This is a genomic window from Gelidibacter sp. (assembly GCF_035515035.1).
In the GTDB taxonomy this organism is placed as follows: domain Bacteria; phylum Bacteroidota; class Bacteroidia; order Flavobacteriales; family Flavobacteriaceae; genus Gelidibacter.
This window is the reverse complement of the sequence record NZ_DATJCA010000179.1, coordinates 1-16392: the sequence shown is the minus strand read 5'-3', so window position 1 is coordinate 16392 and position 16392 is coordinate 1. Positions and strand designations below refer to the sequence as shown.

General features: G+C 38.1%; 10 protein-coding genes, 1 pseudogene and 1 riboswitch. Of the genes and pseudogenes, 5 read left to right on the top strand and 6 right to left on the bottom strand.

Translation table 11 applies throughout. From position 1 onward, the window contains the following. Positions 1–5: 5 nt before the first annotated feature. The 3 genes from thrA to VLZ86_RS15650 are packed head-to-tail and all read right to left on the bottom strand — an operon-like array spanning position 6 to position 5173. Positions 6–3401, bottom strand: a complete 3396-nt coding sequence (gene thrA / locus VLZ86_RS15660; protein ID WP_325453125.1) for a bifunctional aspartate kinase/homoserine dehydrogenase I — start codon at positions 3399–3401, stop codon at positions 6–8. Next, on the bottom strand, positions 3402–3854 hold the full coding sequence (locus tag VLZ86_RS15655; RefSeq protein ID WP_325453123.1) for an OsmC family protein: 453 nt from the start codon (positions 3852–3854) through the stop codon (positions 3402–3404). Between the two features lie 11 nt (positions 3855–3865). Then, positions 3866–5173, bottom strand: a complete 1308-nt coding sequence (locus tag VLZ86_RS15650; RefSeq protein ID WP_325453121.1) for an O-acetylhomoserine aminocarboxypropyltransferase/cysteine synthase family protein — start codon at positions 5171–5173, stop codon at positions 3866–3868. 119 nt (positions 5174–5292) lie between these two features. Next, a riboswitch (SAM riboswitch) is annotated at positions 5293–5415 on the bottom strand. A 404-nt stretch (positions 5416–5819) separates the two neighbouring features. On the opposite strand from VLZ86_RS15650, the gene metK reads away from it, so the two are divergent. Next, the gene (metK, locus tag VLZ86_RS15645; protein WP_325453120.1) at positions 5820–7112 is read left to right on the top strand and encodes a methionine adenosyltransferase; all 1293 of its coding nucleotides are present in this window, start codon (positions 5820–5822) and stop codon (positions 7110–7112) included. A 106-nt stretch (positions 7113–7218) separates the two neighbouring features. Here metK and VLZ86_RS15640 read toward each other — a convergent pair whose 3' ends face one another. The 3 genes from VLZ86_RS15640 to VLZ86_RS15630 all read right to left on the bottom strand — a co-directional run bounded on the left by VLZ86_RS15640 (position 7219) and on the right by VLZ86_RS15630 (position 12515). Continuing rightward, positions 7219–8766 (bottom strand): M20/M25/M40 family metallo-hydrolase, encoded by a 1548-nt coding sequence (locus VLZ86_RS15640; RefSeq protein WP_325453118.1) that lies wholly within the window; start codon positions 8764–8766, stop codon positions 7219–7221. Between the two features lie 123 nt (positions 8767–8889). Then, positions 8890–11595, bottom strand: coding sequence for a carboxypeptidase regulatory-like domain-containing protein (locus VLZ86_RS15635; RefSeq protein WP_325453116.1), 2706 nt, complete (start codon positions 11593–11595; stop codon positions 8890–8892). A gap of 44 nt (positions 11596–11639) precedes the next feature. Next, the gene (locus VLZ86_RS15630; protein ID WP_325453115.1) at positions 11640–12515 is read right to left on the bottom strand and encodes a GLPGLI family protein; all 876 of its coding nucleotides are present in this window, start codon (positions 12513–12515) and stop codon (positions 11640–11642) included. 195 nt (positions 12516–12710) lie between these two features. Here VLZ86_RS15630 and VLZ86_RS15625 point away from each other — a divergent pair. The 4 genes and pseudogenes from VLZ86_RS15625 to ppk1 all read left to right on the top strand — a co-directional run. Next, positions 12711–12835 (top strand): annotated as a pseudogene (locus VLZ86_RS15625) (winged helix-turn-helix domain-containing protein); the annotation flags it as partial. A gap of 33 nt (positions 12836–12868) precedes the next feature. Then, positions 12869–13648 carry a hypothetical protein gene (locus VLZ86_RS15620; protein WP_325453113.1) on the top strand — a complete coding sequence of 260 codons (780 nt, stop codon included), beginning with the start codon at positions 12869–12871 and terminating at the stop codon, positions 13646–13648. Positions 13649–13650: 2 nt separating this feature from the next. Continuing rightward, complete coding sequence (locus VLZ86_RS15615; RefSeq protein WP_325453111.1) at positions 13651–14265, top strand: deoxynucleoside kinase; 615 nt, start codon at positions 13651–13653, stop codon at positions 14263–14265. Between the two features lie 117 nt (positions 14266–14382). Further along, positions 14383–16392: polyphosphate kinase 1 (gene ppk1 / locus VLZ86_RS15610; protein ID WP_325453109.1), on the top strand; the 2010-nt coding region annotated here is incomplete at its 3' end.

Genomic DNA, 16392 nt, shown 5'->3' with positions numbered 1-16392 from the left:
TATTTCTAATTAATATGTTTTGATAATCGTAAAATATCGCCAAAAACACCTCTTGCCGTGACCTCTGCTCCTGCTCCTGCACCCTGAATGACAATGGGTTGCTCGCCGTAGGATTCTGTAAAAATTTCAAATATGGCATCGGAGCCTTTGATATGGCCTAAAGTGCTATCCAATGGAATGGACACTAATTTGACGTCCAAATTCCCTTTGTCTTTAGATAGATCACCCGACAAATCGCCTACATAGCGTAGCACATGACCTTCTTTTTGTTGGTCTTTTATAGCTTGGAATTTGTCGTCTAAAACGTCCAATTGCTTTAAAAACTCCGAAGTTGGAATCTCTCGATACGCTTCTGGAATTAGATTTTCAACAGAAATATCATCAAACTCATTGTGCAAATCGAGTTCTCTTGCCAAAATCAACAGTTTTCTTGCCACATCGTTTCCTGAAAAATCCTCACGAGGATCTGGTTCCGTAAAGCCCTTATCAATGGTTTCTTGAATAATTTCACTAAAAGGTCTATCCTGAACGGAGAAATTATTAAATAAATAACTCAAGGTTCCAGAAAACACGCCCCTGATCCTTGTGATATTTTCACCAGATTCATGCAACAATTTAATGGTATCGATTAATGGTAAACCAGCACCAACTGTGGTTTCATACAAATAATTCTTTTTGTTGTTCTCTAAATTATCTCTGAGTTTTGTATAGAACTCATGAGAAATGGTGTTGGCTATTTTATTGGAAGACACCAGATCAAATCCTGCTTCTACCAAAGCGATGTAATTTTTATAAAACTCAGAGCTTGAGGTATTATCTACCGCAATTAAGTTTTCCAAGTGATGGGTTTTGGCAAAATCTATAATATCTTGAATGGTGTATCCTTTTGAAGTCTGTTCTAAATCTTGTTTCCAGCTATCTGTAGCACCTTTCTTGTTCAAAAGCACCTGTTTTGAATTGGCAATTGCAAAAACATTCAAACTGATCCCTCTCCGTTTTTCAATATCGTTCTTTGATTTTAGAATTTGATCGATCAACGCGCCACCCACGCCACCGTGTCCAAAAATAGCAATATTGATTTTTTTCGAAATCCCAAAAACTTCACCATGAATCACATTAACCGCTTTATGCAATTGATTTTTTCTGACCACCAAACTCACGTTCTTGCCCGTAACCGTGTTGTTGAATAATAATGGTGTAATCTGATTTTTAATCAAAGCATTAAAGGGTTTATGAAACGAGCCCAACTCAATCCCGATAATTGAAATTACCGAAACATCATCAATTACTCCAATTTTGCTCACATCTTGCGAATAGAAATCGTTTTCAAACTCTCGTTCCAAAGCAATTACCGCTTGGGTTGCCTTTTCGGCGTCAATCACTAAGCCAATGCCACGTTCTGAAGACCCTTGCGAAATAATACTCACACTAATATTATGTTGGCTCAAGGCTTTAAAAATCCGGGCATCAACACCTACTTTTCCTAACAATCCACGGCCTTCAAAGTTGATCAAGGCCACATTGTCCAAAACGGACAAGGAAGTGACTTCCTTAGAATTTGCTTTCGCTGAAATTAATGTGCCTTCATCATCTGGATTAAATGTGTTTAAAATCCGGAGTTTGATGTTCTTTTCCAATAAGGGAATAATCGTTTTGGCGTGCAAAACCGTAGTCCCGAAGTTGGCGAGTTCGTTGGCTTCCGCAAAAGATAGTTCTCTTATTTTTTGGGCATCGTCAACCAACTCTGGATTCGCAGTATAAATTCCGTTGACGTGGGTGTAGTTTTGGAGTTCTTCGGCATCTAAATAATTAGCTAACAAGGAAGCGGAATAGTTGCTACCATTCCGTCCCAATAAAGTGGTTTCATTTTTGGAGTTGGAGCCAATAAAGCCCGTCACAACATTGACCGTGGAGCTATTATATTGTTTAAAATGCGCTAATACATTTTCACGAGATAATTTTTCAACTGGTTGCGCATTAAGGAAATCGCCATCAGTTTTAATGAGTTGTATTGCATTTGTAGCATTGGCATTGATACCTTTTTCATTTAACAAAGCTGTAATCAATTTGGCTGAAATAATTTCCCCCGAAGCCAAAACCTCTGCCTTTATTTTATCGCTATAATCACCTAAAAGCTTGACGCCTTGAAATATGTTTTCCAAAGCAAAAAACTCTTCAGTAAAATCGACACTTGAGGACGGCTCTGATTGATAGGTCCTAAAAGCCTCAAAATCTGCATGATACTCTTCACGACGGGATGCTTTGGCTAACATGTTTTCTAATTCATCGGTCGCCTTGCCTCTTGCGGAAACTACAACAGCAATTTTTTCACGGTCCTCTACTTTTTTCTTTATGATGGCAATGGTGCGTTCAAGACCTTCACCATTGGCCAATGATTTTCCACCAAATTTTAATATTTTCATCCTTTTATGTGCTGTATGGGGTCTAAAAATGGGTTCTATGATTTTTTCCAACTGTTCAAATTCTATCAAAAAAGCATCATGCCCATGGACTGAATTGATTTCACTGTAGGTCACATTCGGATGGGTCAATGCCAATTGTTTTTGAGTTTCTCGGTTTTCTTCCGCAGTAAAAAACAAATCCGAATCCACCCCAACGATGGTGATATTTGAATTGATGGTATTTAAAATATCGGCATTATCGCCGTTGTTTTTGGTCACATCAATGGTTTTCAACAACTGATTCATCAATTTATAAGCGGATAGCTGGAATCTTTCCTGTAATTTATTGCCATGGTGCAATAGCCAACTCTCAACATTAAAAATTTCCAAATCTTCGTTCTTACTACGTTGGAAACGTTCTTTAAAAGATTTAGGGGTTCTGTAACACAACATGGCGTGCATTCTGGCATCATGCACAGGATTACTGGAATTGACCAAAAACTGTTCTTGGATCTGACAATTCGCGATGAGCCAATCGGTGGACTTCCAATCGGTTGCCACCGGAATTAAATGTTCTGCCAATTCTGGAGCCAAAAACGCCATTTCCCATGCAATTCCGCCACCTAAGGAACCACCAATCAGAGCAAAAAGTTTGGTGATCTCCAATGCTTTCAATCCTTCTAAAAATAATCTGGCAATATCTCTTGCCACAAAATCTTTGTAATTTTCGATCACAAATCCGTCATAGCCATTTCCGGGAATATTGAAGGATAAAATAGTATAGACATTGGTATCAATCACTTTATCAGGACCAATCAAATCTAACCACCAACCACCTTCTCCAGCAACATTACTGTTTCCTGTCAAGGCGTGATTGACCAAAACAATCGGGGATGTCCCTAATGGTTGACCAAAAAGTTGGTAAGACAATTTCAACGAAATCCCCTTACCACTTTCTAAATCAAAATCCTGAATTTGAATGTATTTTAATTGTGACATTTATTGAACTTCATATTGTTTTTCCACACTTACATTTACGGGCGTGCTATTGGTTAAATTATCTTTTACAGGGCATCGGTCTTGAACTATTCTTAACCATTCGGCTAAAGTTTCAATGGAGGCATCGGTTTCTGGCACCAGCTTTAAATCTATTTTCTTGAAACCAGCTCTGTCATCACCTGGAAGTCCAAACAGTTTGTCAGCATTGATGTTTCCAGTAACTTCAATTTTTAACTTGGTTATTGTAAACCCTAATTCTTTGGCCACTAGGTGTCCAACCACGTTTAAACAACCTGCTAGACCGGCTAGAATATATTCCACAGGATTGGCGTTTTCATCCGTTCCGCCTAGTCCTTCAGGCTCATCTACCACCAACCTGAACTGTCGCGTTTTGGCAACAAACTTTGCTGCAGAGGCACTTTCGCCCTGCACACTAAATATTAAATCGCTCATGTTTAAGGTTTTTATTGGTTAGATGAATTTTGAAGAATAGTCTCACTCACGATTTTAAAAGCTTGTTTTAAATCGGCTTTCAAATCATCGATATGCTCCAAACCAACCGATAAACGGATCAAGTCCTTGGTTGTCCCTGTGGTTTCTTGAGCTTCATCAGACAATTGCTGGTGTGTGGTACTTGCTGGGTGAATAATAAGTGATTTCGTATCGCCAATATTCGCTAACAACGAGAACAACTTGGTTTCATCCGCAATGATTTTTGCAGCATCATACCCTCCAACAACTCCAAAAGTAACCAACCCACTTTTACCTTCAGGCAAGTATTGATCGGCTAATTTTTTATAAGGACTGCTTTCCAATCCTGGATAATTCACCCAAGTCACCTCTTCTTGTTCTTGTAGCCATTTGGCCAATTCTAAGGCATTTTTACTGTGTTGTTTGATTCGCAATTCCAATGTCTCCAAACCTTGGATGATTTGAAAGGCATTAAACGGACTTAAAGCCGAACCATAATCACGAAGTCCTTCAATACGCACTTTTGCGATAAACGATGCATTTTTTAAAACATCAGTATAAACTAAACCATGATAACCAGGAGATGGCTCAGTAAATTCAGGGAATTTTCCGTTCGCCCAGTCAAATTTTCCTGCATCAACAATAGCTCCACCAATGGCTGTTCCATTTCCGTTGACGTATTTTGTCAAGGAATGTATGACGATATCCGCCCCGTGTTCAATAGGTTTTACTAAATATGAAGTTGCTATAGTGTTATCCACAATTAGAGGAACTTTGTTTGCTTTTGCTTGCTGAGAAATGGCTTTGATATCTAAAACGTCCAACTTCGGATTTCCTAAAGATTCAATAAAGAAAACTCGTGTATTTTCTTTTGTAGCCTTAGTAAAATTTTCAGCATCTGAGGGATCTACAAACGTGGTGGTGATGCCATGTCTTGGTAAGGTCACATCCAACAAATTATAAGTCCCACCGTACAAACTGCTTGAGGCCACAATATGGTCTCCCGCTCTTAAAAGCGTAAGCAACGAGGTGGCAATAGCTGCCATTCCTGAGGCCGTGACCACCGCCGCAATACCGCCATCAAGTGCGGCTAAACGCTGCTCTAAAATGTCATTGGTTGGATTGTTGATGCGTGTGTAAATGTTTCCAGGTTCTGTCAGCGCAAATAGGTTTGCAGCATGATCAGAATCTCTAAAAACAAAAGCTGTGGATTGGTAAATAGGCACTGCTCTAGTACCTCCATGGGATTGAACATCGTGTCCTGCGTGCAACGCTTGGGTTGCAAATTTTTGTGTGCTCATTTTTCTAATTTTTTTGAGTTAATAATTGAATTAAAACAAAAGCCAATTGCGTCATCACTGACGAACCTAATAGAAAAATGTTAAAAAGAAAATTATAATTACAGATGAGCAATTATGTATAGTTATCTATCCAATTAGCTGATAAATGAATCAGCAATTAAGTAGAATTTAGCACCTTCTCCATTTCTAAAGGGTTGCTAAGGCTTCACCGGGTCTAATCCCTCTGCCTTTCTTGATAACACTTCAATAAGTTTTTGAACTTTGTGAACACAAATATTGCAACACAAATCTTACAATTCCAAATTATTATCAAAGTTTCTTTTAAATTGTCTAACTATCGAAGTCACCAAATACCTGTCAACCTCATATAAACACTGGATATTTACTCTTACAAAACAAATTCGAAAGTTTTATTACGTTAATTTTAGATGAAAAAAAATTAAAACGATTTGCCATCCGTTTAATTTTTTTACTTTTGTCACATATTAATTGAGAGGACAGATTTGACTGATTGCAACCTCTTCTGAATCGGAAGTTCCGAGGATGAGTCCCGCTAGAATAGCAGGATAAAAATGCTAAAGGCAGTGCAAACTACCTTCGACGCAACACGTCAAATCTTCCCTAATCCTAAAATAATCAAAAGGTTATGGCGTATTTATTCACTTCAGAGAGCGTTTCTGAAGGACATCCAGATAAAGTAGCAGATCAAATTAGCGATGCTTTAATAGACAATTTTTTAGCATTCGACAAGGACTCCAAAGTGGCTTGTGAAACCTTGGTTACCACCGGACAGGTCGTCCTTGCTGGCGAGGTGAAATCACAAACCTATTTGGACGTTCAAAAAATAGCTCGAGATACCATCAATAAAATTGGGTACACCAAAAGTGCTTATATGTTTGACGGCAATTCTTGTGGTGTGTTTTCTGCAATTCATGAACAATCTGAAGACATTAACAGAGGTGTTGATAGAGCAACCAAAGAAGAGCAAGGTGCAGGAGATCAAGGGATGATGTTTGGATATGCCACCAGCGAAACGGAAAACTTTATGCCTTTGGCGCTTGATCTTTCACACCGACTGATGATTGAATTGGCAGCATTGCGCAGGGAGAACAAAGACATCACTTATTTACGACCGGATTCAAAAAGTCAAGTTACTATTGAATATAGCGATGACAATGTCCCACAACGCATTGATGCTATTGTGGTTTCCACCCAGCATGACGATTTTGTAAAACCAAAATCAAACTCACAAGCTGATATTGATGCTGCCGAAACTGAAATGTTGGAAAAAATCAGAACAGACATTATCAACATCTTAATTCCGAGAGTTATTGCTGGACTGCCTGAACAAATTCAGGTGTTGTTTAATGATGACATTACCTATCACATCAATCCCACAGGAAAGTTTGTAATTGGTGGACCTCACGGAGATACTGGTTTGACAGGACGTAAAATCATTGTAGATACTTACGGCGGGAAAGGCGCTCATGGCGGTGGTGCATTTAGCGGGAAAGACCCAAGTAAGGTGGATAGAAGTGCTGCCTATGCTACGCGTCATATTGCCAAGAATTTAGTTGCTGCAGGTATTTGTGACGAAATATTGGTACAGGTGAGTTATGCTATTGGCGTTGTAAAACCTACGTCCATTTATGTGAACACTTATGGCACTTGTCCGTTTAACTTGACCGATGGTGAAATTGCAGATAAGATTTTTGAGATTTTTGACATGCGTCCGGCAGCCATTGAAGATCGTTTAAAACTCCGTCAACCGATGTATAGTGAAACTGCAGCATATGGTCATATGGGACGGGTTAATGAAACGGTTACCAAAACCTTTGAACAATTCAACGGTACAAAAATTACGCTTGACGTAGAGCTGTTTACTTGGGAGAAACTGGATTATGTGGAGAAGGTGAAAGCAGCGTTTGAAATAAATTAGAATTAAGGCCGCTTCATTTTTAGAATCAAGCATCAAAACTTTATAAAACATAAAAAACCTTCAACATTACTGCTGAAGGTTTTTTCATTTTATGATTATTGGTGAATTAATCCAAGCCTCCTTTACGTTCTGGAGAACGATGGGTTGGCCATTCCAATTGTTTTCCAGTACGCTCGCTTACTGGCAATATAATTTTCTCGTTTGAAGTTTTAACATCATCTTCACTTGCCATATAGGCTAAAATGGCGGTCAAGATAGCATTGCTTCTCACGTCGTCAAAAACAATTTTATCATAGGTATCCAGGTTAGTGTGCCATGTATAATTCCAGTATGACCAGTTCAAAGCACTCAAGTTAAACGACGGCGCTCCAACAGCTATAAAAGAAGCATTATCAGAACCACCACCACTTGGAGAACCTGGGAAGTCGGTTTTAATATGTTTGGTAATATCTTTAGGAGCCGCTGCCAACCAACGCGTTAAATAATCATAAGCATGCAAGTATCCTGCTCCCGATAAATTAACCACACGTCCGGTACCGTTATCTTGATTGAATACTGCCTGAATGTTCTTCATCATTTCCGGGTGGTCTTCAACAAAAGCACGTGATCCGTTAAGACCTTGCTCTTCACTACCCCAATGTCCTACCAAAATAGTACGCTTTGGATTTGGATAAAACTTCTTCAATAAACGCATGGCTTCCATCATTACCAAAGTTCCAGTTCCATTATCAGTTGCTCCTGTACCTCCATCCCAAGAATCAAAATGTGCTGAAAGGATCACATATTCGTCTGGTTTTTCGCTACCTTTTATTTGAGCTACCGTATTAAATGTTGGTGCAACTCCTAAATCTTTAGACTCCGCAACAATTTTTAGTTTTGGTTTTTGACCAGATTCAACTAAGCGATATAACATACCATAATCTTCCAACTGAATGTCAACTGTTGGAATTTTTTTGGTTCTGGAAGCAAATATTTTATTGGCACCAAAACCTTTAGACCAATAAGAAGAAACAATTCCTGCAGCACCGGCACTTTCCAATGCTTCATGAATGTTACGAGCGGTGTATCCCGTACGTCGCATATTGGCATAAAACTCTTTTGTTAAAGAATCACGTTCTTTTTTCATTTTTTCAAATGATTCTGGCGTGGCAAATTCCTCCCAGTTGTAGTCTGGTCTTCCTGTAATTTGGTATTCAGATACCATGACGAACTTGCCTTTCACATTCTTTAACCAATTTCTAAAGTCCAAAGAATCTTTCACTGTTGGAAGGTTAATTACTTCCGCAGTCACCCCTTTTGGTCCCGTACTTGGGCTCCACGATAATTGCGTGCCTGCTAAAGATTGAACACGTGGTGAAATCATATCAATATGAGTAATGCCGCGCTCCCACGCTTTCCATTCACCATACTGCTGATTTTCTGCTGGAATCCCCCATTTTGCATAAGTATCCACCGCCCAATCATGTGCTTGTCTCATTTGTGGAGTACCCACCAATCGCGGTCCAATAACATCCATTAATTGGTGTCCCAAAACTTCCAGTTGGGAATTCTCATTGGCTTCCTTAATAATGTTTTCAATAACTGCATTTTTCTCTTGTGCAGTGGCTATTAGCATTGAGCACGTTAGGAATGCTCCTAATAAAATTTTCTTCATGTTTAGTTTGTTTTAAAATGTAAATTTAAGTTTATGAAAATACGATTAATAATTAAGATTCTAAATCTTAAAAGGACAACTTCTTTGCAAATTTCCCTTTTAAGCATTCCTTTTATAATGGCTTTAAAGTGAATAAATAACTCTAAAGGTTACATAAAGTGGTTGGATAAAATACTCCGTAGCACTTACTGATATATTGCTGGTATTACTCTGACTTTGCGATTTGGTGTTCAGCAAGTTGGTTGCCTTTATAGCATATTCCAATTTGGCATCCTTATCTTTTCTGTAAGATAAAGAGGCGTTCCAAAATTCGTAATCGTTGATGGTACCTTCCTCGTCACTAAAGTTGTTATACGAAAAATCTGTTCTGAAAGTAAAGGTTTTTAGAATCAACGCATCCACTTCAACAGATGGCGTACTGGTATAAAATTTACTTCGTGTTGAGCCTTGATCATTATCTTGGATCCCATAACGATAATTCAACTGTACATTGGGCGCTTCCCTAAAGTTGGTTCTTAGTTCTGCACCATACGAATGTGAGTAATTTTCGTTTACGGAACGGTTACCTTGGATAAATTGATTGAATTTTGAATAGTTGAAATTTCCATTTACAGAAGCTTGCAACTTCCCAAAACGTCTTTGAAAGCGTCCGTTTGCACTAATGGTTTCATCCGCAAAACTCGAGTTAAATGGCGAGTTGTTACGGATCACACTTTCAAAATTGGTCAAGTTTCTAATTTGATCAATTCGTTTGCTATAATTGATACTTCCAAACACATTGGTATAATTGAACATGTTAAAGCTGAAATACCGGAGATTCACATTATGCGAAAGTGCATTATCCAAGCCTTCGTTTCCTGAGAAAATAGAGTTGTAGTTATTGAGCACAATTCCTCTTGCCAAATTGGTCACATCTGTAAATTGTGTGTTCATATTATAGGTCAAAGAAATATTCTCACTCTTTTTTAGTTGGATGCGCATATCAAAATCTGGTAGAAGTTTGAAGAAATTCTTTTTGTATTCTTCTCCAAACTGAACGTTTTTTGAACTGTACGCATGCGCAGAAAGTCCTGGAGTAATTGTGAAAATACCAGTTTTGAATTGGTAGTGCGCCCCCACATACATATCGCTAAAATTATAGTCGGTGTTATTGGTATCCAAACCGTCGTTAAAGGTTGGCGTTGGATCAAAAACAGTATCATCATCCAAATATTGAAAGATTTCAGAATCGAAATTCTGTTTGCTTAAAATCGTTCCCAATGTGAAGTTGATATTGCTCCTAGCGGTTAGTATGTTCCAATAGTCCAATTTCGCATCCAATTGATTGGATTTGACACGTTTTTCCTGAGCCACATTATAATCCAATTGGTTTGGATCCAAGCCCAAATTATTTGCAGTAGTTTCATAATTAGCTTTTTCCTCGATGATGGCATTGTAGAACGGATCTTCATCCTGAAGTAAATGTTGTGCTTCAAAGGCAAAAATATTCTTTTCGTCCAGCGTGTAATAATAGCTCAGATTTTGATTGACGCTAAACGGTTTCGTGTTTTCAAACTGATCAATATTCCCGATGACAGAGGATAGAAATTTCTGATCTTGTGATTCTTTTGAGAAGCGACCCAAAACCTCATAATCCAATTGATTACTGGCATTGGGCTTGTACTTTGAGCTGAGTTTGAGCATTCCCAAATCACTGCGCTGTCTGGTATTACTTTGGGTATCCTCGTCTGGAATTCCCAAATCGGAATTGGTATATTGTACAGAGTTATTTTCTTGAAGCTCTATTCTACTACTTGATAATATCGCAAATCCACTCAAATCCAATTTTTTATTAGGTGAATAACTAAAATTTGCGGCACCAAACTTTGTATTGATATCTTTTGCCCTATTGTTCTGAAGCGACAAAAAGCCCAAATTGTTACTTCCCAAATTGATTGAGGTGCCACTTTGACGACTTGGCGCTCTAAATCCGCCGGAAAAATTGAAATAATCACGCCGTGTAAAAGCAATTTCCCCAATATTATTTAAATCGCCAATAAGGTTCACACTGTATTTTGGACTGTAATAAAACAATTTTGGCTGTGCCAAATACAGGGCATTATCTTCTGAAACACCACCACCTGCAGTAATATCTCCAAACCAAAAATTAGTTTTACCTTCTTTTAATTTAATATTGATGGCAATATTATCCATATTATTGGTCACACCACTCAATTGGCCCACCTCAGCATAATTTTTCAGCACTTGCACTTTGTCCACTGCACTTGCAGGGATATTCTTTGTAGCCAATTTGGAATCGCCATCAAAAAAATCTTTTCCGTCCACCATCACCTTGCCCACTACTTTCCCTTCTATTTCAATTTGACCATCGGCATTAACCTCAACACCCGGAAGGTTTTTCAAAACGTCGCCCAACTTACGCTCGGTACCTTTGTTAAAGGAATCGGCATTATAGGTTAAAGTGTCCCCTTTAATGGTCACGGGCATTTCATAGGTAATTTGAATCTCGTCCAATGTATTATCCTCTTGTAGTGTGAAATTTTTGGTTAAATCAGATTCTTTGATCTTCACTGTTTCCTCAAAAGTTTTCATTCCAATATAACTCACCTGAACCGTATAGGTGATATTTTTGGTAAGTGCCAACTTATAACGGCCTTGATCATTGGTAATTCCGTAAGATTCCAAAGCTTTGGTTTCTTGGTTAATGGCAATAACGTTGGCCAATTCCAACGGATTCCCGATGCTATCTTTGACAACGCCTTCTACTTTGATTTGAGCAAAAGAATGCCCTACTACTAAAAGTAGCATAAGCGTAATGACCTTTTTCATTGTAATATATATGATTGATTAGTTTAGGTATAGGTACTATTTTTCTAACGTCGGGAGCCACGGCCTCTACCACCGTACATTTCTTGCATTTCCTTCATTTTGTCTTTTACGATGATATCGTATTCCTTTTTGGTAACTACTTTACCTTTTGAAGGCGCTTTGATCTCCGTTTTATCTGTTGGATTGATTTCAATTTTTGAACACAAAATAGTGGTATTTCCAGAATTGACTTCCAAGATCAACCCCGGAAGTCCCCAATACTCACCTGGACCTTGATTAACAGGGATTTGTGGTGTATACCATGCAGTAACAAGAATTTCTTTTGGCACTTCAATGTCATCCATAAGATTGGACGATTTTGCTGTATCCTTAGATTTTTCACCCTCTTTTTTCTCGTCATCTCTATTACGTCGTCTCATATTTGCAAAGTCCATGTCGTCACCTTTTTTAATGGCGGTAGCTTTAAAACAGAGGTATTGTCCTATTTGTTTCGATTCGCTTCCCATTTTCCATTCCAGTTTAGGTATGGAATCCTTGATCAAAAACTGCTTCCCGAAAAATTCCTGATCTTGAATCAATTGTTGGTCCTTGACGTTTTTATATTGGGCGCCAGCAGTAAAACTGCCCATCATGCCACCCATTCTACCTCCGCCCGCACCTGGTGCTGCCAACTTCTCTTCTTCTTTATAAATAGATTCCGTTCTATTGAAGCTGAGTATAAAAGTCTTTTCCAACATACTTTTCATACGTTCCGCCATCATTTTCCTTTGCTGTTCGCTCATTTGTTGACCACCAAAATTGCTCATATCCATAGACGTTTTGGATTGGTAATAAGCTTTGCCTTGAAAGTCCTGTGCCATTAATGCTCCAGAAATCAAGAAGATAAAGCTGCCAATAATTTTAATTGAGAGTGATTTCATTTTATACGTTTTGTTTATATAATGTGGTTCGAGAAATACATCATCTCCATTGGACTACATAAACATCAAATAGTTAAACCAACAAACGTTAAATTTTTCCTAAAACTATCCGCCTGAACTAAAAATTATGGTCCCTCCGCTTTTACTTCTAGAATTCATTCGATCCATCATTTCCTTGTTTTTATCTACCAGGACAATAACGATTTCTTTAACGCGAGAGTATGGCTGTTTTTATTTCCAAACTCAGAAAGAAGCTGAGCGCCGATCATACTATTCAAATATTAAATGTTCGGGGCTTTGGTTATAAGTTAATTTGCTAATTGTGATTTGATTTTTGTAAATTTCAATCCGCAATGAAAAGCCTACTATACATTTCCTTCTTATTTTCGATGGTTCTCTTTTCCCAAGAAAGGATCACCACCGAAATCCTAGGCACAATCCCCATCAATGCAGATCAAATCACCCATATTGATAATTTCGGTACACTTTTTTATACCGTTGGAAACACTTTCTATAAGAAAGAACCCAACCAGAATTACAATTACAGCAATGTGCAATTGGGATATATAAGCTCAGCAAACGCCTTCAATCCTCTAAAAATCATTTTGTTTTATAAAAACTTCAATACGGTGGTCATTTTAGACAATCGGCTTTCTGAAATCTATAAAATCGATTTCAACAACATCCAACCCTATAAAAACTTGACACACGTTTCTACCGGATCAGATAACACGATTTGGATCTTTAATCAGGATGCGCAGCACTTAGAGCTTTTCGATTATAAAACCAACAAAACAAGAGCCACAACCATGCCCGTAGAATCAAAAGTGTTGGATCTTAAGAGCAATTACAACTATAGTTGGCTGCTCACCGAAAAATTCTTGTACACCTATAACTATTTTGGAAGTACCATTTCTAAAATAAAAAATGATGGTTTTAGTCATATCGCAGAGGATAATGGCAATTTAATTATTCAGCGCGATCAGCGCCTCTATTTTTTGGCAAAAGATACCCCCCAACTCATCCCCATCCATCTCCCTGCATTGTTAATAAAACAGTTTTTAGTAACCAATGAAAGCTTGTATATTTACACCGATGAAACGCTTCATCAGTTCCAACTAAAAATCAGATAAATATGCATGTTGCAATCGCCGGAAATATTGGTGCTGGAAAAACCACGCTCACAAAATTATTAGCCAAACATTACAGATGGGAGCCTCAATTGGAGGATGTTGTTGACAATCCGTATTTGGACGACTTCTATAATCAAATGGAACGCTGGAGTTTCAACCTGCAAGTTTATTTCTTGAACAGTCGTTTTCGCCAGGTTTTGCAGATTCGAGAAAGTGGAAGGGACATTATTCAGGACCGGACCATCTATGAAGATTCTCATATTTTTGCACCCAACCTGCATGCCATGGGACTGATGACCAACAGGGATTTTGAGAACTACCGCGCATTATTTGAATTGATGGAGTCTTTTGTTCAAGGACCCGATTTATTAATTTACCTACGCAGCTCTATTCCTAACTTGGTCAAGCAAATCCACAGTCGCGGACGGGAATACGAAAATTCCATCAGCATTGATTATTTAAGCCGATTGAACGAGCGTTATGAAGCTTGGATTCACGGGTATAATAAAGGAAAACTCCTGATTATTGACGTTGATAATTTAGATTTTGTTTCAAACCCGGAAGATTTAGGGAGCATTATCACAAGAATTGATGCGGAAATTCATGGATTATTTTAAGACCTTATCATTTTTCTAACATTTTTTTGCGATTAAAAGTGTACTTTTCCACCCCTGAAATTTATTAAAAAAAGTTTTAGGGCTCCAGAGCGGGAGATAGACTATTGATATTCATTTATGGCCTTACCACTTTATAATTCCAAATATTACCACCGTGATCTTTCATGGTTACGCTTTAACCATCGGGTTTTGCAAGAGGTTGCAGACAAGAGGAATCCACTCTATGAACGTATTAAGTTCATGGCAATTTTTTCATCCAATTTGGATGAATTCTTCAGGGTCAGAGTTTCAGATATCAGACAAGTTAAGGATTTGGACAAGGCCCTTCGCAAAAAACTGGTCATTAAACCCAATCGTGTGCTTGCAGAAATCAAAGTTCAGGTGGATTTACTCCAGGCCGAATTAGGACAGATTTTTCAGAACGAAATCATTCCTGATTTAAAAAAAGAAGGCATCCATCTCATAAAATATTCGGATTTTACAGCAGCACAAAAGAAAGTTGCCGAAGAGTATTTCGAATCCACTCTAAAGGCTAAAATTGATTTTGGGAGTTCGATCTTTTCGACCAAGGACTCAGTTTTTGTAGAGAATGAAAGCTCATATATTACAGCATCCATCTCAAAGGACAAATTTCAAGTGGTTCAAATACCAAAGGACGAACCTCGATTTTTTGTATTTCCCAATCATTCAGAAGCCAAAACATCAAAGTCACCATCAGAGAACGGCAAACATTACATCACCTTTATTGATGACATCATTAAATACAACCTTTACAGAATACAACCAGAGCTCGACTTATCCTATTATGCCATAAAAATCTCGCGGGATGCTGAGCTCTATATTGAAGATGAGTTTTCGGGCAATCTCATGGAGAAAATAAAGGAATCACTGCCCATGCGTGAAACTGGCCAAGCCACACGAGTTTTGATTGATAGACGGATGCCTGAGGATTTCCAAAAGATACTTAAAAAAGCATTGGACGTTACCAATATTGACGTGGTTTTAGGAGGTAGCTATCATAATTTTAAAGATTTTTTCAGCTTCCCAAATCCTACAGATAAAAACCTGTATTTTGAAGAATTCCCGCCACTTGATCACCCGGTAACTTCAAAATTCAGATCCATGTTTGAAGCAATTGATACCAAGGATCAATTGATGCATTATCCGTATCAATCTTTTGAGCCGGTTATCAAACTCTTGGAAGAGGCCGCCGATGATCCGAAAGTTACGACCATAAAAATGACACTTTACCGTGTAGCGGAAGAATCGCGTTTAAATGACGCCATTGCCAGAGCTGCCAAAAACGGAAAAAAGGTTATAATTTTCATTGAAGTCAAGGCACGTTTTGACGAGCAAAACAATTTGAAATGGGGTGAAATTTTTAAAGAAAATGGTGCTCAAGTGCTTTACAGTTATCCTGGGATTAAAGTCCATTCCAAAATCATATATATTGAACGCCAAGTTGGAGATGACGTTAAACATTACTGTTATGTAGGAACGGGGAATTTTAACGAAAACACCGCCACGTTATATACCGACTTTGGTTTGATGACCAACAATAAAAAAATTACTGAAGACCTCAATAAATTATTCTTGGTTCTTGAAGGCATTTTTATCGTCCCAAAAGCTAAAAAACTATTGATTTCTCCATTTACAATGCGGAATAAGTTTGTGAGTTTGGTAGAAAAAGAAATTCACTTGGCACAAGCGGGCAAAGAAGCGTATATGATCTTAAAGATGAATAGTCTTGAAGATAAAAAAATGATCAAATTGCTCTACGAAGCCAGCAACAAAGGTGTCAAGATTAAATTATTGGTTAGAGGTATGTGCTGCTTGGTACCAGGAATTAAAGGCCAAAGCAAAAATATAAAAGTCACCAGTATCTTAGATCGGTTTTTAGAGCATGGTCGCATCTATATTTTTGGAAATGGCGGCGATGAAAAAATGTATATTGGTTCTGCCGATTGGATGACTCGAAATTTAACCCATCGCATTGAAGTGGTCACACCTGTTCTGGATCCTGATAACTTTAAGATTATTAGGGATGTGATTGATATTGAAATGGCAGATAATGTGAAAGCTCGAATTATTGATGCGGATCAGAAAAACGAGTATGCAAAAGTGGGC